Annotated in this window: 20 protein-coding genes; all 20 read left to right on the top strand. The window is 27.5% G+C overall.

Going from position 1 to position 24,176, the window contains the following annotated elements; translation table 11 throughout:
- Nucleotides 1–12 precede the first annotated feature (12 nt).
- The 20 genes from iolG (at nucleotide 13) to QK892_RS11040 (ending at nucleotide 24,166) form a co-directional block, all read left to right on the top strand.
- Nucleotides 13–1,026, top strand: a complete 1,014-nt coding sequence (iolG, locus tag QK892_RS11135; protein WP_317273623.1) for an inositol 2-dehydrogenase — start codon at nucleotides 13–15, stop codon at nucleotides 1,024–1,026.
- A 159-nt stretch (nucleotides 1,027–1,185) separates the two neighbouring features.
- Nucleotides 1,186–3,144 carry a BglG family transcription antiterminator gene (locus tag QK892_RS11130; RefSeq protein WP_317273622.1) on the top strand — a complete coding sequence of 653 codons (1,959 nt, stop codon included), beginning with the start codon at nucleotides 1,186–1,188 and terminating at the stop codon, nucleotides 3,142–3,144.
- Nucleotides 3,145–3,155: 11 nt separating this feature from the next.
- Nucleotides 3,156–3,614 (top strand): PTS sugar transporter subunit IIA, encoded by a 459-nt coding sequence (locus tag QK892_RS11125; protein WP_317273621.1) that lies wholly within the window; start codon nucleotides 3,156–3,158, stop codon nucleotides 3,612–3,614.
- 14 nt (nucleotides 3,615–3,628) lie between these two features.
- On the top strand, nucleotides 3,629–3,934 hold the full coding sequence (locus QK892_RS11120; RefSeq protein WP_317273620.1) for a PTS fructose transporter subunit IIB: 306 nt from the start codon (nucleotides 3,629–3,631) through the stop codon (nucleotides 3,932–3,934).
- A gap of 35 nt (nucleotides 3,935–3,969) precedes the next feature.
- A complete protein-coding gene (locus QK892_RS11115) occupies nucleotides 3,970–5,037 on the top strand; it encodes a PTS fructose transporter subunit IIC (RefSeq protein WP_317273619.1) in 1,068 nt (355 codons plus the stop codon).
- A gap of 113 nt (nucleotides 5,038–5,150) precedes the next feature.
- On the top strand, nucleotides 5,151–7,751 hold the full coding sequence (locus tag QK892_RS11110) for a glycoside hydrolase family 38 N-terminal domain-containing protein (RefSeq protein ID WP_317273618.1): 2,601 nt from the start codon (nucleotides 5,151–5,153) through the stop codon (nucleotides 7,749–7,751).
- A gap of 121 nt (nucleotides 7,752–7,872) precedes the next feature.
- Nucleotides 7,873–8,016, top strand: coding sequence for a hypothetical protein (locus tag QK892_RS11105; RefSeq protein WP_317273617.1), 144 nt, complete (start codon nucleotides 7,873–7,875; stop codon nucleotides 8,014–8,016).
- A gap of 316 nt (nucleotides 8,017–8,332) precedes the next feature.
- A complete protein-coding gene (locus tag QK892_RS11100) occupies nucleotides 8,333–9,070 on the top strand; it encodes a MurR/RpiR family transcriptional regulator (RefSeq protein WP_317273616.1) in 738 nt (245 codons plus the stop codon).
- 200 nt (nucleotides 9,071–9,270) lie between these two features.
- The gene (locus QK892_RS11095; RefSeq protein ID WP_317273615.1) at nucleotides 9,271–10,170 is read left to right on the top strand and encodes an ROK family protein; all 900 of its coding nucleotides are present in this window, start codon (nucleotides 9,271–9,273) and stop codon (nucleotides 10,168–10,170) included.
- Between the two features lie 33 nt (nucleotides 10,171–10,203).
- Entirely contained in the window at nucleotides 10,204–11,292 is a 1,089-nt protein-coding gene (locus QK892_RS11090) for an ABC transporter ATP-binding protein (RefSeq protein ID WP_317273614.1), read from the top strand.
- A gap of 54 nt (nucleotides 11,293–11,346) precedes the next feature.
- Entirely contained in the window at nucleotides 11,347–12,729 is a 1,383-nt protein-coding gene (locus QK892_RS11085; protein WP_317273613.1) for an extracellular solute-binding protein, read from the top strand.
- Between the two features lie 62 nt (nucleotides 12,730–12,791).
- Nucleotides 12,792–13,712 carry a sugar ABC transporter permease gene (locus tag QK892_RS11080; RefSeq protein WP_317273612.1) on the top strand — a complete coding sequence of 307 codons (921 nt, stop codon included), beginning with the start codon at nucleotides 12,792–12,794 and terminating at the stop codon, nucleotides 13,710–13,712.
- Between the two features lie 14 nt (nucleotides 13,713–13,726).
- On the top strand, nucleotides 13,727–14,602 hold the full coding sequence (locus QK892_RS11075) for a carbohydrate ABC transporter permease (RefSeq protein WP_317273611.1): 876 nt from the start codon (nucleotides 13,727–13,729) through the stop codon (nucleotides 14,600–14,602).
- A 4-nt stretch (nucleotides 14,603–14,606) separates the two neighbouring features.
- The gene (locus QK892_RS11070) at nucleotides 14,607–15,905 is read left to right on the top strand and encodes a CehA/McbA family metallohydrolase (protein WP_317273610.1); all 1,299 of its coding nucleotides are present in this window, start codon (nucleotides 14,607–14,609) and stop codon (nucleotides 15,903–15,905) included.
- Between the two features lie 4 nt (nucleotides 15,906–15,909).
- Nucleotides 15,910–17,949 carry a DUF5054 domain-containing protein gene (locus QK892_RS11065; RefSeq protein ID WP_317273609.1) on the top strand — a complete coding sequence of 680 codons (2,040 nt, stop codon included), beginning with the start codon at nucleotides 15,910–15,912 and terminating at the stop codon, nucleotides 17,947–17,949.
- 13 nt (nucleotides 17,950–17,962) lie between these two features.
- Entirely contained in the window at nucleotides 17,963–18,454 is a 492-nt protein-coding gene (locus tag QK892_RS11060) for an MgtC/SapB family protein (RefSeq protein ID WP_317273608.1), read from the top strand.
- 79 nt (nucleotides 18,455–18,533) lie between these two features.
- Complete coding sequence (locus QK892_RS11055) at nucleotides 18,534–19,487, top strand: aldo/keto reductase (RefSeq protein ID WP_317273607.1); 954 nt, start codon at nucleotides 18,534–18,536, stop codon at nucleotides 19,485–19,487.
- Nucleotides 19,488–19,506: 19 nt separating this feature from the next.
- Entirely contained in the window at nucleotides 19,507–20,280 is a 774-nt protein-coding gene (locus tag QK892_RS11050) for a sugar phosphate isomerase/epimerase family protein (RefSeq protein WP_317273606.1), read from the top strand.
- A 342-nt stretch (nucleotides 20,281–20,622) separates the two neighbouring features.
- The gene (locus QK892_RS11045) at nucleotides 20,623–22,737 is read left to right on the top strand and encodes a BglG family transcription antiterminator (RefSeq protein ID WP_317273605.1); all 2,115 of its coding nucleotides are present in this window, start codon (nucleotides 20,623–20,625) and stop codon (nucleotides 22,735–22,737) included.
- 49 nt (nucleotides 22,738–22,786) lie between these two features.
- Complete coding sequence (locus tag QK892_RS11040; RefSeq protein WP_317273604.1) at nucleotides 22,787–24,166, top strand: family 4 glycosyl hydrolase; 1,380 nt, start codon at nucleotides 22,787–22,789, stop codon at nucleotides 24,164–24,166.
- Nucleotides 24,167–24,176: the final 10 nt, after the last annotated feature.

Here is a 24,176-nt window from a genome sequence, read left to right as displayed (position 1 = left end):
GGGGAGAGGTATATGTTAAATATAGGTATAATTGGTGCTGGTAGAATAGGAAAGGTCCATACAAAAAGCATAAGTAATTTTGTTAATGGTGCAAAGGTTAAATCAATAGCAGATGTTAATATGAATGATGAAATAGTACAATGGGCAAAAGAATTTGGCATTAAAGAGTGTTATACTGACTATAAAAAAATACTTGAGGATTCTGAAATTGATGCCGTATTAATTTGTTCTTCTACAGATACACATTCAACAATATCTATAGAAGCAATAAAAGCAGGGAAAAATGTATTTTGTGAAAAGCCAATTGATCATAGTATAGAAAAAATAAAAGGTGTAATAAAGGCTTTAGAAGAAAATCCTGTTAAATTCCAAGTTGGTTTTAATAGAAGATTTGATCATAACTTTGAAGCAGTTAGAAATGAAGTTTTAAAGGGTACTATAGGAGATCCACATATAATTAAAGTAACTTCAAGAGATCCTGAAGCTCCTCCAATAAGTTATGTTAAAGTATCAGGAGGAATGTTCCTTGATATGACAATACATGATTTTGATATGGTTAGATATTTATCAGGAAGTGATGTAGAAGAAGTTTATGTTCAATCTGCAGTTTTAGTAGATAAAGCTATAGGAGAAGCTGGTGATGTTGATACAGCAATAATAACATTAAAGCTTTCTAATGGTGCATTAGCTGTAATAGACAATTCAAGAAGAGCAGCATATGGATATGATCAAAGAGCAGAAGTTTTTGGAACATTAGGAATGGTTGCAACATCAAATGACACAAATTCAACAGCTGTAATAAGTACAGCAAATGGAGTTGCTGGTGAAAAACCATTATACTTCTTCTTAGAAAGATATATGCAATCTTTTTCTAAAGAAATGCAATGTTTTGTTGACGCTATAGTAAATAATACAGAAACACCAGTAAATGTATATGATGGATTAAAACCAGTTATTATTGGATTAGCAGCAAAAAAATCTGTTGAATTAGGTAGACCAGTTAAAATTAATGAAATAGAATTTTAAATAAATTGGGTAAAGAGTATTCTGCAATAAATTGTAGGATTTCTTTACCCAAATGTTTTTTTATTTAATAGGCATATAACTTCCCTTTCATGAGGTAATAAATGGTCTATTTAGAAATATAAATTACTGATAAAATAAAAATATGGTGAGGTGGGATTAATGATTAATGAAAGAGAATTAAAGATTATAAATTTTTTAAAAGATAAAAATCACCACATTACAGGTAATGAAATTAGAAGCATTATAGGAGTATCATCAAAAACTTTAAGAGAAGATATTAAAAATATCAATAGAAGATTAAAAAGGATTAGTTCAGAAATATCATGTGTAAAAGGGAAAGGATACATTTTAGAATTAAGAGATAAAGATAAGTTTAACGATGAGTTAATTAGGCTATATGAAGAAAGTATAGATAGTGATATTCTTATACCTACTACTTCTAAAGGAAGAGTAGTTTATATTATAAAGAAATTATTATTATTGGAATTAAAACATAATAAAGGAATTACACATAATAGTCTATGTGATGATTTATATGTAGGATTAACTACTTTAAAGGCAGACTTAGTTGAAGTAAAGAGAAAATTAAAAAGATTTGATATAGAGCTTTCTAGGGATGGAGTTAAAGGAATTGCTTTAAGAGGAAGCGAAGAAAATATAAGAAGTTGCATGAGCTACTATGTTTTTAGGCGATTTGAAAACGATATAATAAATTTAATGCATATTGATAATGTATTTATAAAAGAAGATATAGAAAAAATTGAAAATATATTGTCAAGTGTAATGACGAAAAATGAAATTAGTATAACTGATATTAGTTTTTATAATTTATTAATTCATATATTAATAGCTATAAAGAGAGTTAAAAATAAAAATATAATCTCAACAACTCAATATGCAAAGGAATTAAAAGAAACAATTGAATACGGGGTTTCTAAACAATTGGCTAATACAATTTTAGAAGAGTATAAAATAAGCCTTCCTGAAGAAGAAGTATTTTATATGACACAGCAGTTATATACAAGAAAAGTTATAAATGATGAAGAGTCAAAAAGAAAAGTAGATTTAAATAGCGATTATACTTTAATGGTTTGTGAAATGTTAAAATATGTAGACTATATTGTAGGATTAGATTTTTGTGAGGATCAAATACTAATTTGGAGTTTATCTATTCACTTAAAATCAGCTATAACTAGAATAAGATATGATATGCATATTACTAATGATATGCTCAATGAAATAAAGAAAAACTATTCCTTTGCATATAAAATAGCTTCAATTGCCACTCAATATATAGAGAAGAAAGTCAATAAATTTGTAAATGAAGATGAAATTGGTTTTATTTGTTTACATTTTGCTGCAGCATTACAAAGAATAAAGAATGGAAGAAAAATTGATATACTTAAGGCTATAATTGTATGTGCTTCAGGAATAGGAACTTCAATGATAATGTCAGAAAAAATAAAAAGCGAATTTCCTAATAGTATAGAAATAATTGAGGTAATACCTTTGCACTCATTATCAAAAATTGATAAAAATAGCTATGACATGATTATATCAACAATAAAAATTGATATAAAAGAATACCAAGTTGAAGATAAAAAAATTATGTATGTATCACCAATAATAAAAACCAAGGAAGTAACAGCCTTAAGAGAGGTTATTTACAAAACTAAAGAAGATTACTTATTAAAGTTTCTAGAGTTTACTGATGAAAATTTATTTTTTGCAGATGAAAACTTAAAAACTAAAGAGGAGATTCTTGAGTTTATGCTTGATAAAATGGTTTCTAAAGAGTATCTGACTGAAATTGAGAAAGAAAGTTTTTATAAAAGAGAAAATATGTCATCTACGGAAATTGGAAACCAGATAGCAATTCCACACTCCATTGATATTGATCCATGTATTAGCAAGGTATGCATATTGATTAATAGAAAATCTATATTATGGGAAGAGGAAAAGGTTAGGTTAGTAATTTTAATGAGTATACAAAAGGGAATTTATTTAGAATTTGGAGAAATATTAGAAAATCTTTATATGGTGTTAAGCGATGAAGAAAAAATATCAAAGATTTTAAATGTAAAAACATATAACGAATTTATTAAGTTATTAAGGTAAGGTGTTAAGAAATGGATATAAAAGAGATGATAACACAAAACACAGTAGAATTTGATATAGGCTTAAATTCTCAAATTGAGGTGTTAAAAAAAATAACAGATATATTAATGAAAGATAGTAGAAGTATAGATAGGACTGAAACGCTTAACTCATATATTGCTAGGGAAAATGAATGTACAACAGGGATAGGATTTGGGATAGCTATACCTCATTGCAAAAGTGAAAGCATCATTAAGCCAACGATAGTATATTTAAAATTAAAAAAATCAGTTGATTGGAATTCTCTAGATGGAGAGCCAGTAAATGTGGTAATAGGATTGGCAATACCAAAGAATGATGAAGGAACGCTACATCTTGAAATATTATCAAGTTTAGCATCAAATTTAATGGATGATGACTTTAAGAATTTTCTTTTTTCTGTGGACTGTAAGGATAATTTAATTGAATTTTTATATAATAATTTAATTTAATGGAGGGATATAAAATGAAAATAGTTGGAATAACATCTTGCCCTACAGGGGTAGCACATACAAATATGGCTGCAAAGGCTTTAGTTAAAGCAGGAGAAAAGTTGGGACATGCAATTAAAGTGGAGAAACAAGGGGCATTAGGCATCCAAAATAAATTAACTAAAGAAGAAATTGAAGAAGCTGATGTAGTCATCTTTGCAGTAGAACAAAAGGTAAGAGAAGAAGAAAGATTTATAGGAAAAGTAATACACAGGGTTCCAGTAGTTGCCCCAATTAAAAATGGGGTAAAAGTTATTACAGATGCATTAGCATTACTTTAATTTATTAATTAGATATATGAGAAAGGGTGAGAGAAATGAGAGAATTTTTTCAAAGTATTAAGAGACATATATTAACAGGGGTATCTTATATGATTCCATTTACTATCGCTGGAGCTGTTATTATGGGAATTGCTAGAGTTGGTGGGATGTTTTATGGAGTTACAGATATATGGGATGGTGCACATAAAACAGCTCAAGGCCTTATACCATTTTTCCATACTTTAGATGGATTAGGCGGACTAGCATTAAATTTAATGTTACCAGTATTTGCAGGATTTATAGCATACTCAATAGCTGATAGGCCAGCTTTAGTGGCAGGATTTGTTGGAGGATTACTTGCTAACAATATAGGAACAGGATTTCTTGGAGCATTAGCAGCAGGTATTATAGCTGGATATGTAGTACAATTTATGGCAAAGAATATAAAATTACCAGAGAGTGCAAGTAGTATAGTACCAGTATTTATATTACCGGTATTTGGAACCTTATTTACAGTATTAATAATGCAGTATATTGTTGGAGGACCTTTTGCAGCTTTAAATCAAGGTTTGATAAATTGGATGAGTACAATGAGTACTGGAAGTAGTGCATTAGTTCTATCTCTTATAGTTGGTGGTATGGTAGGATTCGATCTTGGTGGACCAATAAATAAAGCAGCAGTTGTTACGGCAATGGCGTTAATTGCAGAAGGATTATTTATAGCAAATACTGCAGCTCAAGTTGCTATTATTATACCTACTTTGGGTTATGGTATAGCTACATTAATTAAAAAAAGTAAGTTCTCTAAAGAGCTAAGAGAAGCAGGAAAAGCTTCATTTATAATGGGATTAGTAGGTATTTCAGAAGGTGCTATTCCATTTACACTAATTAATCCTTTGAGAATGATTCTAATAAATATAACTGGATGTGCAATTGGTTCAGCAATAGCTGTATCACTTGGTGCAGTAAACTCAATTCCTATATCTGGGATATATGGATGGCTGCTAGTTGAAAACTGGCCAGTATATGTTTTAGGAATTTTAGTAGGAAGCTTAATAGTAGCTGCAGGAGCCATATTCTTAGGAAAAGGTTTTGACACTGATGAGGTTGATACAGTAATGTAATTATAATATTAGAGGAGATGTTGAAATGTAAAAATGAAAACGTCTCCTTTTTTATAGATTAATTTTTTATATTTTTATAAATCATGTAAGTAAGTTATTTGGAGGAGAGATTATTGGCTAAAATAAATATTGTTAATCATACACATTGGGATAGAGAATGGTACTTTTCAACAATGGATTCTTTAGTGTTAAGTGATCAAGTATTTGAAGATATATTGGATGAATTAGAAGAAAATTTAGAGGCTAGATTCTGTCTAGATGGTCAAGTAGCTATATTAGAGGATTATTTATCAATAAGACAAGAAAGATTGCCGCAAATAATTAAATTGGTGGAAGAAGAAAGACTGTTTATTGGACCATGGTACACACAAACAGATACACAATTGGTTTGTGGTGAATCTATATTAAGAAATTTAAGCATAGGAATTCATTATGCAAATAAATTTGGTAAGCATATGGAGGTTGGTTATTTACCAGATACCTTTGGTTTTAATGCACAAATGCCAACTATACTTAGAAATTGCAATATAGATAACATAATTTTTTGGAGAGGAATGAATTTAGAAAAGCATATAAAGTCTCCATATTTTATATGGAAGGGCTTAGGGAAAGAAGAGGTTTATGCAGCAAATTTAATTGATGGGTATGGAAGTATTCCTAGACTATTAACAAATAAAGAATTTTTACAGAACAAGCTTTTTAAGTTAGCTGAGAAAATAAAGTCAATAACTAGCCTAGATGAAATTTTAATTCCTATAGGGAATGATCAAGTAGAAATTACTTTTGATATAAAAAATAAGATAGAAGAGATAAATAAAATTAGTGGGGATGAATATATTCAAAGTACTTATTCAAATTTTATAGACTATATGAGAAGAAATAGCGAGAAGTTAAATAAATATGAAGGTGAATTTAGAGAACCTAAAATGGCTAGAGTTCATAAGACTATTGGATCAATTAGATATGATATAAAAAAAGCAAACTTTGATATGGAGCAAAAACTCTTAAAAAGAGTTGAGCCACTATATGCTATATCTAAAAGCTTAGGAATAAAAATAAGTAAAAATTTAATTATAATGGCTTGGAAGAAATTAATGGAGGGACAGGCTCATGATAGTATAGCTGGATGTATAACAGATGATGTAGCAAATGATGTGTTATATCGTATGAAACAAGCAAATGAAATTGCAGATGGAGTAGAAAATATTGTAAAAAGAAGAATTGCTGAAGGGTTAAAATTAAGTGAAGATGAAATTTTAGTATTTAATACATTACCATACAAATATAATGGTTATAAAGTTGTTGAATTTTTAAGTAGTACTACTGATAAGGTCATATCAGAGGCTGAAGAGTACACTATATTAGATATTTATAAATATGAAGAAAGAGAAAATATATTAATCGAAGGTACAGAAGGGAATTACTTTATAAATGAGGATGCATATTATAAAATTACTGCTTTAATTAAAATTGAATTACCTGCTATGGGATATAAAGTATTAAGTTTAATGGATAGTAAAGCAGTTATATTTAAAGATGATGATGCTCTGCAAATTAAAAATAAAAACTACAAAATATTTGTGAAAGATAAGAAATTATGTATAGAGACTAGATTTGGTAAAATAATAGAAGATTTCATTACTTTTGAGAACTGTGGAAATGATGGAGACACATATGACTTTTCTCCACTTAGAGGAGACTCAAATATAAATTTTAGAATAGTTGAAGGATATAGAAAGGTTGCAAAGAATATTGAAATCTTAGAGTTAAGTGGAAGTATTTTACTTCCAAAAGATTTTCAATCAAGATTAGGTAGAAGTGAATTAGAGAAATTAAATATAAAGCTAACAATATCGTTATTAAAAGAAAGTGAATTAATTGATTGTAGAATAATCGTTGATAATAATATATTTAGCCATAGATTAAGAATATGTATAAAATCAAATATTTTATCTAATGAATCTATTGCATCTATACCTTTTGGCTATATAAAAAGGCCAATATTAAATAATAAAATTATAGAGACTAATACAAGCTACCATGAAGTACCAGTAGATATTGAGGTCTTCGAGGGAACCGTAACAATTACTGATGATAAAAATACATTAAGTATATATTCAAAAGGGATAAAGGAATACCAAGTTATAGGACAGAGAATATATTTAACATTGTTATCTACTACAGGTCAATTAGGAAAAGATAATTTAGTATATAGACCTGGAAGAGCATCTGGAGATACTACAAAACAAGGTCATATAATGATAGCTACGCATAATGCCGAACAATTAGGTGAAAATGAATTTGAGTTTTCAATATCATTTTTAGATGAAAGCTTTAATGAAAATAAAGTTGAAAAAAGATATGAAAAACTTAATTCACAGAATATATTTTATCAATTACAAAGTTTAAATAAATTTATAAATAGGTTAGATAATAAGATACAAAATTCTAGAGAGAAGTTAGATTTACAGAGAGAGTACATCTTACTGGAACTTGATGAAAAGATATGTATAAGTGCCATATCACCATCACTAAAAGATAATGCTATATTATTAAGAATGAAAAATTGTAGTAATGAAGAGTTAATATTAAAAGAATATGATTTTAGTAAATTTAAAAGATGGGAAGTTGTAAATGCTATTGAAGAAGTACAAGACACATCCAAGCTAGTAATTTATCCATATAATATTTTAACAATAAAACTATACTTTTAAATAAATAGCAGTATATAAGATATTATTAGAAGCAGGAAAAAAACTTAGTAATCTTGGATTTATGGTAGGACTACACAATACAGAATATGATTTTAATAATACAATAGAGGGACGTTATTTAATGAACTATATAACAGATCCTGAATTAAGATTATATGATAGAGGGTTAATAGATATTTTAGATTACGAAATGCCAAATGAATATTTATATTTTTTCTATTATAATTATAGGATTATAAAATCAATTGCTGAGACAGGAAAATAAGGGGAGATTTAATTAGAGACATTAATATTAGAATGACAGAAGATTTAAATTAAGTAATTTCTAAATCATTAGAATAATATTAAGAGGCTATATCAAATTTATTTTGGTATAGTCTTTTATATAATACATTACTAAAATATAATGAAACCTTTAATATTATCCAATAAGGGAATAAGTACGCATACTGTTGTTAAGATAGTGGAAAATGAGTGGGTTTAAAATTAAAATTGATATAAAGCTCTATAATTTACAAAAAAAACAAATCAATATAAAATGAAATATATAGTAAGAAATATATTGTAAAGGTGGATATAAAATGGATGTCGATAATATTTTTGAAGATAGATCACTTTCAGATGTTGAAAAGGCAATTCTTTCGTATGTATTAAAAAATATAGATGAAGCAATAAAAATAGGGGTTAGAGGAATTGCAACAAAAAATTTTACTTCTTCATCAGCAGTTATGAGATTAGCAAAAAAACTAGGTTATAAAGGTTTCAGTGAAATGGTATATGATTTTAAAATCAGGATTGTTAATAATAATTCCAATAGAATAAAAATGAATAGGTCTTTTAACACTGAAGATATTTTTAGTTACAGTCAAGAAGAATTACAAGAGCTAATTGAGATATTAAAAAATAAAAAAATATTTATTAGTGGAGAGGGATATTCCAGTATTATAGCAAAATATTTTTATACTAAATTAACAACAATAGGAACTATGTGTTTAATGCATCATTGGATAGAAGTAGAAACAATTATTAGAAATTATAAAGAAGAAATGAATGCAATTATTATTATTTCTAAATCAGGTGAATCCAGGTATGGGTTAAAAAACGCAATTAAATGTAAAAATAGTGGAATTAAGGTTATAGCTTTTACTGGAAATGATTCAAGTTCTTTAGCGAACATATCAGATATTATGATTCATGTGAACGATAATAATCCATTAGATAAAGAAAATTTTAAATCAAACAGTTTTTTTGCTTATTGCCTAATTGCTTTTGAAGAAATAATAGCTGAATATCATAAAAAATATACAGAAAACAATTAATAAAATGAAATATGTTTCATATTTTGAAACATGTGCCCAAATTAGATGAATACGTTTAAATTCTTAAATTTATATTGTAAAATAATGGTAGATTATAATTGGATTAATATATAATAAGTTTTCAGTTACAAGATAAAAATATTTTATTTAGATTGATTAAGGCTAGTGGAGAATTATTTTTTTATGGAGGAAAAGAAAATATGCAGAGGATTCTAGGAATAGATATAGGTGGTACAAAGATAAAGTATGGAATTTATGATGTTTTAGGTAGAGAAATAAGTAGTAATATAATAGATACAGAATCTCAAAATAAAGAAAAGATGCTGAAACTACTTAATGATATAATTATAAATTCTGGTGAGATATTAGGTGTAGGAATAAGTTTACCAGGAAGTATAGATGAAATAACAGGAATTCTAACTAATGCAGGAAATATTCCTTCCTTACAGGGCTTGCGAATAAAAGAAGAAATAGAAAAAAGAACTAAAAAAAATGTAGAAATTGAAAATGATGCTAATTGTGTGGCCTTGGCTGAAAAATGGATTGGCAACGGAATAGATTCTAAAAATTTTATTTGTATTACAATAGGAACTGCTATAGGTGGGGCTATTGTTATTAATGGTGAATTATACAAAGGAGGAAATAATATATCAGGTGAGTTTGGATTTATGATAATAGATGATCCATTTAATGCTTTTAATACAAAAGATTATGGCAATTTAGCATCTACTAGAGAATTGATTGTAATGGTATCAAAAGAATTAAATATTCCTAATGATAAAATAAATGGACAAGATATATTTAATATGATAAATGAAAATAATGAAAAAATAATAAATATTTACAAAAAATGGTTAAGATACTTGGCTGTTGGTATAAGAAACTTATTTTTCATTCTTGGACCAGAGAAGATATTAATAGGTGGAGGAATTAGTATTCAAAACAAGTTACTAGATGATTTGAATGAAGAGATAAAATTAATTGTACCATATGAATATATTGATTTAATTAAAATACAAGTTTGTAAGTTTAATAATAATGCGGGAAAAATAGGGGCGGTATATAATTTTCTATTAAAAAGGAAATTACTTAATAGATAAAAGGAATATTTAAATTAAGGAGGATTTTAAAAATTGGCATATTTAGAATTTAATGAGGTTTTTAAAATATATGAGGATTCAGAAAAAGGTGGGATAACTGCAGTAAATAATTGTAATATATCAGTTGAAAAGGGAGAATTAGTTGTTTTGGTTGGGCCATCAGGCTGTGGGAAATCTACTACTTTAAGAATGCTTGCAGGTTTAGAGGAAATATCAAGTGGAACAATCAAGATAGACGGTAAGGTTATAAATGATCTAGCACCTCAAGATAGAGATATTGCAATGGTTTTTCAAGATTATGCATTATATTCACATATGAAGGTTAAAAATAACCTGTCATTTGGATTAGAAAATAGAAAAGTAGACAAAAAAATAATTAAAGAAAGAGTGGAAAATGCAGCTGAAATTTTAGAGTTAAGTAATTTATTAGAAAGATTACCTAAAGCATTATCAGGAGGCCAAAGACAACGTGTAGCATTAGGGAGAGCACTTGTAAGAGAACCTAAAATATTCCTATTAGATGAACCTTTATCAAATCTTGATGCAAAGCTAAGAGGACAAACAAGAAAACAAATTTCTAGATTACATAAAACTTTAAATGCAACTATGATTTATGTTACACATGATCAAGTTGAAGCTATGACATTAGGAGATAAAATAGTCGTTATGAATAAAGGAGAGATACAACAAATTGCAGATCCAGAAATAATATATAATCAACCATTAAATGTATTTGTAGCAAGTTTTATAGGAACTCCACCAATGAACTTATTTAATGCTAAGGTAGAATCAGAAAATAAATTAAAGATAGCTGATATTGAAATATCTATTCCTGTAGAATTTACTAATGGAATAAATAACTATATTGGAAAAGAGATTATTTTAGGTATTAGACCAGAGCATATAAAGGTAAATGAAGAAGGAAGTCAAGATATTGAAATTTATTGTGATTTAGTAGAATTCTTAGGAAGTGAAAATATATTATATTTTACACTTGATGGACAAGAGTTAATTGCAAAAGTAAATAATCAATACAAAATGAACGATGGGATAAATTATAAAATAAAATTTGATGAAAGAATGTTGCACTTATTTGATAGAGAAAGTGGAATGAGATTATAGTTAAATAAATAGTAAAATGATACTATTTTAAAATAAATAATTAGGGAGGATATTATGAAAAAAAGAAGATTAATTTCAATCATTGCAATTGCCATGATAACGATTTCTGTTTTTGCTGGGTGTGGAAAGTCAGAGGATACAAATGGTAAGGTAGATAAGGAAGTAAGAATATTAACTGCAGTAACTGGAGGAAAAGATGAAGCTGAAATGAAACTATTTGAAGAAGCTTTAGAAAAAGGGACTGGATTACAAATAACAATGGAAAAGCCAGCTTCAGACTATGATAATGTGTTAATGCAGAAGTTACAATCAGGTGAAAAGTATGATCTTATATATATTGGTCAAAGTCAATTAGCAAATCTTGTTGAACAAGAAGCATTAACAGATATAACTAAATATGTTGAAGAATCAGAAATATTGGGGAATGAGAGCATTATACCAAAATCAGAGTGGGATCTTATTAGAATGGATGGGAAAATTTATTCAGGATTTAACAAAAAAGAAGTTCATAGAAATGTTAACATAAATGAAGTCATGGCTGAAAAAGCTGGAATTAAAGTAAATGAAATAAAGCCAACATTAGAAGGTTATTATGAAGTATTTAAGAAAATGAAAGAAAATAATACAGACCCATCTTTCTATCCTATTAATGCCTCCTTTGTAAAAATGTATGATTTACAACCATGGTTTGCATCACTTGGATTAAAAGGAGGAATAGTAAAAGATGGAGAAAATAATACTGTTCCATGGGCATCAGATGAAGCAATTCCTGTTTGGGAATGGTTCAATAAATTATATTCAGAGGGATTATTAGATCCAGATTCAGTAACTGATACAACAAAGGAGCTAAGAAATAAGTTCCAAACTGGTAAAACTGGAGTTATAGTCGATTGGGCAGCATGGACAGGCTTGTATAACGTAAATGCAGCTGAAAGTTATCCAAATGATTTTAAGGCAACACCATTAGCAGGTACTAAGAAAAGTGATGGAGAATTTATGTTAACCAGAGGAGAAGCATCTTTATGGGGAGTACCAAGTAATTCAGAGAATGTAGAAGGAGCTATAAAAGTATTAGAGTACTTTGCTTCAGAAGAAGGATCAATATTACTTTCAGTCGGTATAGAAGGTAATGATTATACTGTAGAAGGTGATAAATATGTATTGACTGCAGATGGTGAAAAGCATGGCAAAGACCATGGAGCACCAGTACCAATAAATAATGAATTTGTTCATCCAATTGGATGGAATCCAGGATTTGAAGATGCTATGAATTATTTAAAATATGCAACATCAGAAATGTCAAGTCCTTTAAAGGCTAAGTATGAAGAAATAGTATCAAAGCATGGGGTTCAGATTATTAAAGGTAGTGTTGATGCAGAAACAGGCTTAAAAGCGATGAGAGAGGAATTAAAAACAGCTGGAGTAATAAGTAATTAGAATAAATATTAATTAAAGAAGGCTTTTAGCCTTCTTTAATTAAATAGAGAGAAGGTTAGTTTGTGTTAGAGATTAATTTGAAAAAAAATAAAAATAAAAATAAAACACTATGGAAACAAATAAAAAAACATAAAGCAATATATATAATGATGGCCCCTATAATATTATATTTTAGTGTTTTTTCTTATTATCCTCTTATATTGGGATTAATACAAAGCTTCCAGAAAAATAAGTTAATAGGAACAGCAGAATTTTCTGGGTTATCAAATTACAAAGAAGTATTAAGTGATTATAGGTTTGGTCAAGCATTTAATAATTCAATTATTATTGGAGTAGGTACTTTATTAGCTACTTTTGTTTGTGCAGTAGTATTATCAATAAGTATAAACGAAATTAGAAACAAAAAAATTAAAACAACAATGCAAACAGTAACATATTTGCCTTATTTATTCTCATGGACAGTAGTTGGGGGATTATGGGTATTTATCCTTTCTTATAATGGAATGCTAAATGGAATACTTTCGATATTTAATATAGAAGCAACTCATTTTTTATCTGAACTTAAAAATTCACAATCAATAATGATCCTTACATCGGTTTGGAAAAATATTGGATATTATGCAGTCTTATTATTAGCTAGTATAGTTACAATAAACCCATCAATATTTGAAGCAGCACAAATTGATGGAGCTACTAGATTTAAACAGATAAAAAGTATTATAATTCCTCAAATAATTCCAACAATGAAGGTAATTATTGTCTTAGGAACAATGGGACTATTAAGAAACTTTGACCAAATATTTGTTATGGGTAATCCAACGATAATGGACAAAGTTAGGACATTACTATTATATATTTACGAAGAAGGAATATTACAATTCAAAGTTGGTAAAGCAACAGCAGCTGCAACTATAGTGCTTATTTCTACATTTATAATTACTGCTATAGTTAGAAAAGTTATAAAATATGATGATAATTACTAAAGGAGAGGAAGTTAATGATATTAAGAAAAAAAAATAGAAATAGAAATGAATTAACAGGCATTCAAAAAAGCTTAAATTATGTGATGCTATTTGTATTATTTATAACTATGATTTTACCAATGATAAATGTAGTGGCGGTATCATTTTCTACAAAGCTTGGATCTATGGAACCAGGAATAAGATTATTGCCTGATAAATTTACAATAGATGGTTTTATTGATATATGGTCAAGAGCTAATCTGTGGAGACCCTTCTTGAATTCATTATTTGTTTCCTTAATTGGAACTGCAATACAAGTAATATTATCATCGATGGCAGGATATGTTTTAATTCAAAAAGATCTACCTTTTAAAAAGATTATGACATCTATCATTATGATTACCATGATGATTCCAGGAGATTTAACTCTTATTTCAGTGTATTCATTAAATAAACAACTAGGTTTATTAAATACATATTCAGGTCTAATAATAAATGGATTAGTATCTGGATTTAGTATTCTTTTAATGAGAAACTATTTTTTATCAGTACCTTCATCATTAGCAGAATCTGCAAGGTTAGATAACGCTAGTGAATTCAAAATATTTAGAAAAATTTATATTCCGTTGGCTATTCCAGGTCTAGCAACAATTACTTTTATGGAATTCGTAAACAAATGGAATAGTTTAATGATTCCTGTAACGATTATAACTGATCAAGGGAAATATACTTTGCCAATGGTATTAAAATCATTGGTATTTAATACAGCATCACAATCTGGAACAGAATATATTGGGCCTAATGCTGTAATGGCAGCAATTGTGATTTCAGTAGTTCCTTTAATAGTAATGTATATTTTTGCGCAAAAATTCCTAGTTTCAGGTATGACATTAGGTGCTTCGAAAGGGTGATGATATGAAACAAGAAATTATAAAGTTACAAAGATTAATAACTAAAGATGAGGAAAAGATATACTTGTCAATTCCAGTTAATGTACCTAAAGATGTTTTTGAAATAGAAGTAAGATACAAATATGAAAGATGGAAAAGATATAGTGATGATAACGGAAACTTTTTTGAAGAGGAGATTAATATTATTGATTTATCTGTAATAGATCCTCTTAATGTATGTAGAGGAAGTTCTGGATCAGAAAGAAGTGAATTTAAGATTAACGAAAATAGTGCTACACCTGGTTATTTAAAAGGTAAAATAATGCAAGGGAATTGGAATATCATTTTAGGAGCATATAAAGTTGAGGATTCTGGGTGTAAAGTTGATATTGAAGTGATTTATACATTTAAAGAAAGAGTATTAATGAAAGGTGATTTACACAATCATTCCAATAATTCAGATGGCAAATATACTGTTGATGAAGTATTGATGAATGCAAAATTAAATGGATTAGATTTTATTTGTTTAACAGATCATAATACTATTTCTCAAAATAATGAATTAAATAATAAATATGGAATTATTGCAATACCAGGTATGGAATGGACTCACTATAAAGGACATTGTAATTTCATAGGTGTAAAAGAACCTATAAGTAATTATGTTACAAATAATATTGATGGAACTATTAAAGTATTAGAAGAAGCATCAGAAAATGGAGCAATTATATTTTTAAATCATCCTTTCTGTAATTATTGTCCATGGGAATGGGGATTTGATGTTCCTTTTGATGGTATTGAAGTATGGAATGGACCTATGAAAGAGTCAGAAATGAGAGCAATAACTTGGTGGCATAATATGTTGGTTAAAGGTGAAAAAATTCCTATAGTTGGAGGAAGTGATAGCCATAAAAATGAATTGTTTAGATTTACAGGAAGTCCTTCAACCTGTATATATCCTAAGAGTAAAGGCATAAGTGATATACTTGAGGCAATTAAAAATGGAAATTCATTTATAACTTATACTGTTAATGGGCCTATGATCAGTATGAAGGCAAAAGATAAAATCATGGGGGATATTATTAGTGAAAATGAGTTTGATACTATAAAAATAGAAGTTGAGAATTTAAAACAAGGTGATGTAATAAAAGTAATAAATCAAGATGGTGAATATAAAGTTGTAGAAATTAACAAGGAAAAGAAAAAGGTTATCTTGATTGATGATAAAGCATCTGATTTCTATAGAGTTGAAATATGGAGATTATTATTAGGTAATGAATTAATACTAGTCTCACTAACTAATCCAATATATATAAGTAGGTGATAATTTGAAAGAAATAAAAAAGATTCACATAGTATATAAAACTCATTTAGATATTGGATTTACAGATATGAGTTATAAAATAGTTGAAAATTATTTAAATGACTTTATTCCTAAAGCAGTTGAGCTAGCAAACTCTATAAACACAAAAGAAAAAAAATTATTTATTTGGACTGTAGGATCATGGTTAATTGATAGATATCTGTTAGAAAAAAAAGGAGAAGAAAAAGAAAAGCTAGTTAAAGCAATAGAAGATGGATATATTACTTGGCATGGACTACCATTTACTACACATAGTGAAATAATGACATATGATCTGTTTCAACGAGGAATTGAAATATCTAAAAAATTAGATGAAGAATTTAAGAAAGTTACTATAGCTGCAAAGATGACAGATGTGCCTGGGCATACAAGAGGAATAATAGAACCTTTATGTAAAAATGGAATAAAGTATTTGCATATTGGAGTTAATGATGTTGCTCATATGCCAGATGTACCAGAAACTTTTATATGGAAAGACAGCAAAGGTAATGAAATAATAGTTAATTACTGTCAAGGATATGGAAATTCCAAAGTGATTGAAGATTTTGATGAAATGCTAGTCCTTGCACACACAAGTGATAATTTAGGACCACCAGATAAAGATACAGTATTAGAGAATATTCAAAATTTAAGAGAACAATATCCTAATGCAGAAATTCAGGCATCAACTTTAGATATTTTTGCTCAAAAATTGTTAGAGATAAAAGATAAATTACCAGTCATTACCGAAGAAATAGGAGATACATGGATACATGGAGTAGCATCAGATCCGAAAAAAGTATCTACATTTTTAGAATTGCTTAGATTATTAAATAAGTGGGATAAAGAAAATAGAATATCAAAAATTGAAAAAGATTCTATATTAAAAGAATTATTAATGATACCTGAGCATACTTGGGGATTGGATGCAAAAAAATATTTAACTGATTATATAAATTGGGATAAGGAAGCATTTAATAAAGCTCGAAAAGAAAATATATTGAAAGAGGAATATATACCTAAGGAATATAAGAAGTATGAAGAATTTGCTAAAAGAGGATATTTAAAAGAAAAAAATAGTTTACCTTGGAATGAAAGAAGTTATGAATATTTCAATGAATCTCATAATGAGCAAAGGAATTATATAAACAAAGCAATGCTGCTGTTAAATAAAGAGCTAAAATCAGAAGCGTTAGCAGTTTTGAATAAAATGACATTTAAATTTGATTTGTTAAATGAAGAAAATTTAGTTTTAAATAAGTATTTCCGAATTAATGATTACAATATTAAAGTTAATGATAATGGATCTATTAATGTCAATAAGGGTTCTTTAGATTTGTTAATAGGCAAGGTAACATATGAAGTTTTCGGATTAAGGCACTTAAATGAGTGGAAAAGAACGTACTTTGTTAATTGGGAGAAAAATGAATTATGGGCAATGCCAGATAATTTTAAGGTTGGGATAGAAAGAAGTCAAATAAAAGAAGATAATCAATATTTTTATCCAAGGTTAGCTAATATATATATATATAAGACAAGCATTTTAACTCATATGATATTTAATAAAGAAGAATGTAATATATATGGATGTCCAAGAGAATGTTTTATAGAATATAAATTTAATGATAATGATATAGAAATAGTAACTTATTTTAAGAATAAGGATGCTAGTAGAATTCCAGAGGGATTATGGGTTTCTAATTATATAAACAGTAGTTTAAGTGAAATTATACTAAGAAAGATGAACGAAGATATTAACTTTAAGGATGTTGTTAAATATGGAAATAGAAATTACCATTGTGTAAATAAAGTGATAACAATAGATAATAATAATACAATAGAGATTGTTCCATTAGACTCACCATTAACTAGCATCGGAGAGATGAGGTTATATAGCTTTGAACAAAACTTTTCAAATATAAATAATGGAATTCACACAAATTTATATAATAATTTATGGGGAACAAATTTTAAAATGTGGTATGAAGAGGATATTATAAGTAGATTTAAACTGAATTTCAAGTAATTGGAGGAAAGAATTGGAGGAGATAATTTTTATAGAAAGATTACTAATAGCTGCATTTGTTGGTGGCTTAGTTGGATATGAAAGAGAATATAAAAATAGCCACGCAGGACTTAGGACTCATATCCTGGTCTGTTTGGGAGCAGCAGTAGTAACTTTAATAAGCGAATATAATTTAGATAAGTATTTATTATTAGCAGAAAACCCTATTTATGCAAATGTTATTACAGTAGACTCAAGTAGATTAGGAGCTCAAGTGATTAGTGGAGTTGGTTTTTTAGGAGCTGGTACTATTTTAAGAGAAAAAGGTTCAATAAAAGGGTTAACAACAGCAGCATCATTATGGATAGTAGCATGTCTAGGACTAGCTGTAGGACAAGGTTTATATGGTTTAGCAATCACAGCAGCAATAATTGTAGTAATAACTTTATCATTATTAAGAAAGCTTGATAATTTTATTTATATAAGTTCATCTAGGGTTAAGGATAATAAAAAAAGATCACTATAAATAGATTTTTTTAATTAAAAAGTACTATAAATCTAGAATTATAAAAAAGTGTATCTTTGAAATTGGGAGGATAATAATTATGAAAAACATAATGGTTAAAGGGAAAAAGGATGGAGTAGATATTGATATACAAGTGTCTAGGTTAATATTAGGCTTAGGAAGCTTGTTTAAAATTCACGATACTAATAGTTCAATAGAAATTTTAGAAAAATTTGTTGAATTAGGAGGTACAACCTTTGATACAGCAAGACATTATAGGGATAGTGAAAAAGATTTAGGAAAATGGATTAAAGAAAAAAATAATAGGGACAAGGTAGTTATATTTACCAAAGGAGGTCATCCTGTTAGAGAATTTCCTAATATATCAAGAGTAAAGCCGGAATGTATTTCTGAGGATATAAATAAAAGCTTAGAAATGCTAAATACCAACTATATTGATTTGTTTGCTTTGCACAGAGATGATAGAACAGTTCCAGTAGGTAAAATTATGGAAGAATTGGATAAGCATATTAAGGCTGGCAAGATATACGCTATAGGAGCATCTAATTGGGAAATAGATAGAATAGAAGAAGCTAATTTATATGCAGAACAAAACGGATTAACTAAATTTACCTTTACTAGTCCAAATTTAAGTTTAGCTAAGTGTAAAATACCTAGATGGGAAAATTGTGTATCAGCAGATAATAAAATTATTGAATGGCATAAAAAGAATAATATGCCATTAATATCTTGGTCTTCACAGGCAGGGGGATTTTTTAGTGGAAGATTTAGTCCAGAAAACCCAGATAATGAAGAAATGGTAGCTGTATATTATTGTGATGATAATTGGGAGAGATATTCTAGAGCAGAGCAGTTAGCTAAAAAACTTGGAGTAGGCACAATACAGGTAGCTCTAGCATATGTATTAAATCAAAAATTTGATACTGCAGCTGTAATTGGAAGTGAAAATATTAATGAATTAATATCATCTTATAGAGGTGAGAGTATATCATTAGACGAAGATACAATTGAATGGTTAGATTTAATAAAATAGTAATCTAGGGGGAGAAGTGATGGATTTTAAGTTCGCAGCTCAATTATATTCAGTAAGAGAAGAATTTGCAAAAGATTGTGAAGGGACAATAAAAGAATTAAATATCATGGGTTTTAATGCAGTTCAATTAGATGGGATGAGAGGAAATGAACCATTAGAAGTTAAAAGAATCCTAAATAAATATAAAATGGAAGTTGCAGGAATGCATATAAAACATGATAGATTTTTAAATGATTTAGATGGAATAGTAGAAGAGGCATACTTATTCGGATGTAAGGATATTTATTGCAAGTATATTGAGGATGAATATCAAAATATAGATGGTTATAAGTTAACAAAAAACGTATTATTAGAAGCAGCAAAAAAACTTAGTAGTCTTGGATTTAGGATAGGCTTGCACAATCCCGAATATGATTTTAATAATTCAATAGACGGACGATATGTAATGGACTATATAACAGATCCTGAATATGGAATAAGCATTTATCCTGAAGCAGATACCTACTGGCTTTCAGTTGCTGGCCATAATCCTGTAGAATATATAAAAAAATACTCAGGAAGAATGCCAATAATACATTTGAAGGATTATAAGAATGGATTTAATCCTAATGATATGGATAATAATCTTAAAGAAATTGGAAATGGAGATATTGATTTTTTGAGTATTTTAAGATGGGGAAATGAAAATGGAATTGAATATTATTGTATTGAACAAGATAGATCACAAATAGGAATATTGAATAGTTTTAAAATTAGTTTAGATTATATAACCAATCTATCTAAACAACTATAGGAATATAATTAAATTACTTTGTATATTTCTTGATTATAAAGTGATTTTATGTAAAGTTTTTAGTATCAGTTTTAATAATAAATGCATTTTATCTAAATCAAATATAAAAAAGACAATAGAAACAAACCTCTTGAAATTTCGTTTAAATTTTAGGAGGTTTATTTATTTGATATATAACTATACATTTAATATATGGTCTGGTGTATTAATTTAAGAATAGGAAAAAGTATTTACAATAATAAATAAAAATAAAAAAATTACCGTTTAAAATTTCAAAATAATTACAAAACTAAAATTTAATTACAAAAAATGTTGATATAATTTGATAAAGGAGTGAATTGAATGGTATTAAATAAAAGATGCTTATCAATTCTAGAAACGCTTATAAAAAATAATGATTACATTAAAATTACTACATTAGCTGAAATGAAGAATACAACAGAAAGAAATGTTAGATATTCCCTTAGTAAAATTGATGAATTTTTAGAAGAAAATAAGTTGGCGTATTTGGAGAAACAATATAATTTAGGTGTAAGGCTCCCTGATGATAAAAAAACTATAAAGTATATTGAAGGGTATATTTCTAATGAAACGCCATTTAAATTTGTTTATAGCAAAAGTGATATTAAAAATTTTATCCTATTAAAATTACTTATAGAGAATGACTATGTCTCAATTAGTTACTTTGAAGATATCTTATATGTATCTAAAACAACAATTTTAAATATTATTGAAGAGATAATGAACAATTCAAATTATCAAATTTCAAAGAGACACAAATTAGGTGTAAGGATTAAGCAAGACATAAGTAAGACAACATTAGATTTTGCACATCTTTTTCAAATATCTGTAAATTTGTTGGAGTTTTATAAATTTATTAGAAATGGTGATTCAGATGTAAAATTAGGGCACTTATATTTTAATAACGTTTTTGATAAATTGAAACTAAAGTTTATTGCAGAGAAAATAAGAAGTATTGAACAAAATTTGTATTGTGATTTTGATGATCTATCATATTTAAGGTTAACTGTTTACTTATACAAGTTAATAAATAAAGATAAAAACAGTGAAGAATTTTCATTAGATGATAGTTCTATAGATGATAATTTTTGTGAAAAGGATATCAGTTGTAAAATTTTAAAATCAATAGAAAAGGAATATGGAATTCATTTTGATAAAAATCAATTAGATAAATTAAGTTCATTTTTATTAACTTTAAAATCAATAGTTGATAGAGATGAAAAAGAAAGAATTAGAAATATAATAGATGAAATTATTAGCAAAGTAGAAAATGGAATCGGCATCTCCTTTGGTGAAGAAAAAATAAACCTAGTAAAATTTCTATATAATCATATATCGCCTATGATACATAGAATGCAACAAAATATTATATTAAGTAATCCATTATACAATGATGTCGTTATGAGTTATCCTGATTTATTTAATTATGTTAAAGCAAGTTGTGAGCTTATAGAAAGAGAGTTTCTAATAAAAATAAATAAGCATGAGATTTCATATTTATCTATGCATTTTGCTGCAGCAATTGAAAATGTTACTAAAAGTAAAGATTTAGGTATAAGTATTTTAGTAATATGTGTTGAGGGAATAGCAACATCAAAATTAATAGCAGCTAACATAAAAAAACTATTCCACGTTGAAGTTGTAGATTTTATCAGTCTTAGAGAATTTAATTATCAAATAGAAAAGGAATTTGATATTATTGTCAGTACTATTGATATTGATTTAGTGGATACTAAAAAGTTTTTAAAGATAAATGCTAGTTTAGAGGAAGAGGATATTAATCAGCTAAGAGAGAAGTTCAATTTAACTCCAATTCAAAGAAATAAAAGCAATTTAATTAAGATTAATAAGATAATTAATATTATTAAAGAAAATTGTAGTATAACTGATCTATATAAATTACAGTATGATTTGTTAAATTTTTTTGTAAATGATACTAAGAATAAAGAACAGAGTTATTTTAGTAATAGTAAAACAATTAAATTTTCTAAAGAACTTATAAGAATTGATAATAATATGTATAAATGGGAAGAGGCTATAAAATTGGGGACTAGTCTACTGTTAGATAAGGGATATATTAATCAAAGCTATCAAGATAAGATAATAGCCAATATTAAGGAATATGGACCTTATATGGTAATAGATGAAGGAGTTATATTATTGCATGCTGGTATAGATGATGGGGTAAATGAAAATTGTATAAGCATTGTATCGTTAAAAGAAGGTGTAGATTTTAAAGATAGATTTAATGTTAAGGTGAAATTAGTAATAACATTAGCAGTTAAAGAACATAAATCTTTTTCGAAATTTATTGAAATCTTATTGGTAATTTGTAAAAATAGGCAAATTAATGAAGAATTAATTAAATCTAATAAAGTTGAAAATATATATAAAATTATTGAAAAAAACTTAGATCAATTTATAGATTCCAGGTAACTGATAAATTGACATAGATAATTAAAAGATTATTTAAGGAGGAAAATTTATGAAATTGACAGTGTTAGGAGGAGGCGGAGTAAGAGCTCCATTTCTAAGTAAATCACTAGCAAAAAGCGCAAAAGAACTTGGTATAACTGAAATTGTATTTATGGATAACGATGAGAAGAAGTTAAGCATGTATGGTAACTTAGCTATGAAAATTTCAAAGGCTATAGATGAAGATATTGATTTTAAGATTACATTAGACCCTATAGAAGCTGTGAAAAATGCTGATTATATAATAACAACATTAAGAGTTGGACAAGATGATGGAAGATGCTATGATGAAGAATTAGCTCAAAAATATGGTGTTTTAGGACAAGAAACAACAGGAGTAGGCGGATTCGCAATGGCTCTTAGATCAATACCAGTATTGATTGAGTATTGTAATTTAATAAAACTTCATAGCAATGAAAATTCAATAATATTCAATTTTACTAATCCTTCAGGTTTAGTTACACAAGCACTTCGTAATGAAGGATTCGATAATGTTTATGGAATTTGTGATGGACCAAGTGCATTTATTAGACAATTATCAAATTTATTTACTTCTAAAGGTGAATATTTAGATATTACTTGTTATGGATTAAATCATCTTTCATATTTTAGAAATCCTAAAATCAACGGTGTTTCTGTAAAGGATTTAATGTTTAATGATGAAAAAATTTATACAGATACTGAGTTAAGATTATTTGATAAAAGTTTAATAGATATTTTAGATTACGAGATGCCAAATGAATATTTGTACTTCTTTTATTATAATGATAAGGTTATTAGATCAATTGCTAAGACGGGAAAAACAAGAGGTGATTTAATTAGAGACATTAATATTAGAATGACAGAAAACATAAATAAGGTTGATCCAGATAATATAAATGAAGTGTTTAGAATATATGCAACTCACTTATTAGAAAGGGAGATGTCTTACTTTTCAATAGAGTCAGGAACTGTGAGAACAGAAAAGTTGGTAGTTCCTAGTTTTGATGAATTCATAAAGAGTGAAGATGATGGTGGATATTCTTCAATTGCACTTAATTTTATAAAAGCTTACACTGGCAAAGAAAACGTTTCAATGACGCTTATACTTCCAAACAATGGTGCTATTAGTAAGCTACAGAATGATGATACTATTGAAATTACTTGCGATATAACAAAAGGAAAGATAGTTCCACGAAAAATAGAAGATATACCAGAAGTGCAGTTGCAGTTAATTAGCACTATTAAGAATTTTGAAAGATTTACAGTAGAATCGATTAAAGAAAAGAACAAAAGTAAAGCGATAAAGGCACTTATGATTCACCCTTTAATAAATAGTTATAATATCGCATCTAAAATTGTAGATGAATTACTAAATATATATAGTTGCTATGTAGGAGAATGGAAATAAAAATTTAAAT

The sequence above is a fragment of the Clostridium lamae genome (assembly GCF_033043255.1).
GTDB lineage: Bacteria > Bacillota > Clostridia > Clostridiales > Clostridiaceae > Clostridium > Clostridium lamae.
This window is presented reverse-complemented; position numbering and strand designations above follow the sequence as displayed.

Excerpts from the sequence above, each read along its gene's own strand:
- QK892_RS11100 (WP_317273616.1), top strand. The coding sequence starts at position 8,333 with ATGGATGTCGATAATATTTTTGAAGATAGATCACTTTCAGATGTTGAA.
- iolG (WP_317273623.1), top strand. The coding sequence starts at position 13 with ATGTTAAATATAGGTATAATTGGTGCTGGTAGAATAGGAAAGGTCCAT.
- QK892_RS11075 (WP_317273611.1), top strand. The coding sequence starts at position 13,727 with ATGATATTAAGAAAAAAAAATAGAAATAGAAATGAATTAACAGGCATT.
- QK892_RS11040 (WP_317273604.1), top strand. The coding sequence starts at position 22,787 with ATGAAATTGACAGTGTTAGGAGGAGGCGGAGTAAGAGCTCCATTTCTA.
- QK892_RS11045 (WP_317273605.1), top strand. The coding sequence starts at position 20,623 with ATGGTATTAAATAAAAGATGCTTATCAATTCTAGAAACGCTTATAAAA.
- QK892_RS11125 (WP_317273621.1), top strand. The coding sequence starts at position 3,156 with ATGGATATAAAAGAGATGATAACACAAAACACAGTAGAATTTGATATA.
- QK892_RS11050 (WP_317273606.1), top strand. The coding sequence starts at position 19,507 with ATGGATTTTAAGTTCGCAGCTCAATTATATTCAGTAAGAGAAGAATTT.
- QK892_RS11120 (WP_317273620.1), top strand. The coding sequence starts at position 3,629 with ATGAAAATAGTTGGAATAACATCTTGCCCTACAGGGGTAGCACATACA.
- QK892_RS11130 (WP_317273622.1), top strand. The coding sequence starts at position 1,186 with ATGATTAATGAAAGAGAATTAAAGATTATAAATTTTTTAAAAGATAAA.
- QK892_RS11095 (WP_317273615.1), top strand. The coding sequence starts at position 9,271 with ATGCAGAGGATTCTAGGAATAGATATAGGTGGTACAAAGATAAAGTAT.
- QK892_RS11115 (WP_317273619.1), top strand. The coding sequence starts at position 3,970 with ATGAGAGAATTTTTTCAAAGTATTAAGAGACATATATTAACAGGGGTA.
- QK892_RS11070 (WP_317273610.1), top strand. The coding sequence starts at position 14,607 with ATGAAACAAGAAATTATAAAGTTACAAAGATTAATAACTAAAGATGAG.
- QK892_RS11055 (WP_317273607.1), top strand. The coding sequence starts at position 18,534 with ATGAAAAACATAATGGTTAAAGGGAAAAAGGATGGAGTAGATATTGAT.
- QK892_RS11085 (WP_317273613.1), top strand. The coding sequence starts at position 11,347 with ATGAAAAAAAGAAGATTAATTTCAATCATTGCAATTGCCATGATAACG.
- QK892_RS11105 (WP_317273617.1), top strand. The coding sequence starts at position 7,873 with ATGAACTATATAACAGATCCTGAATTAAGATTATATGATAGAGGGTTA.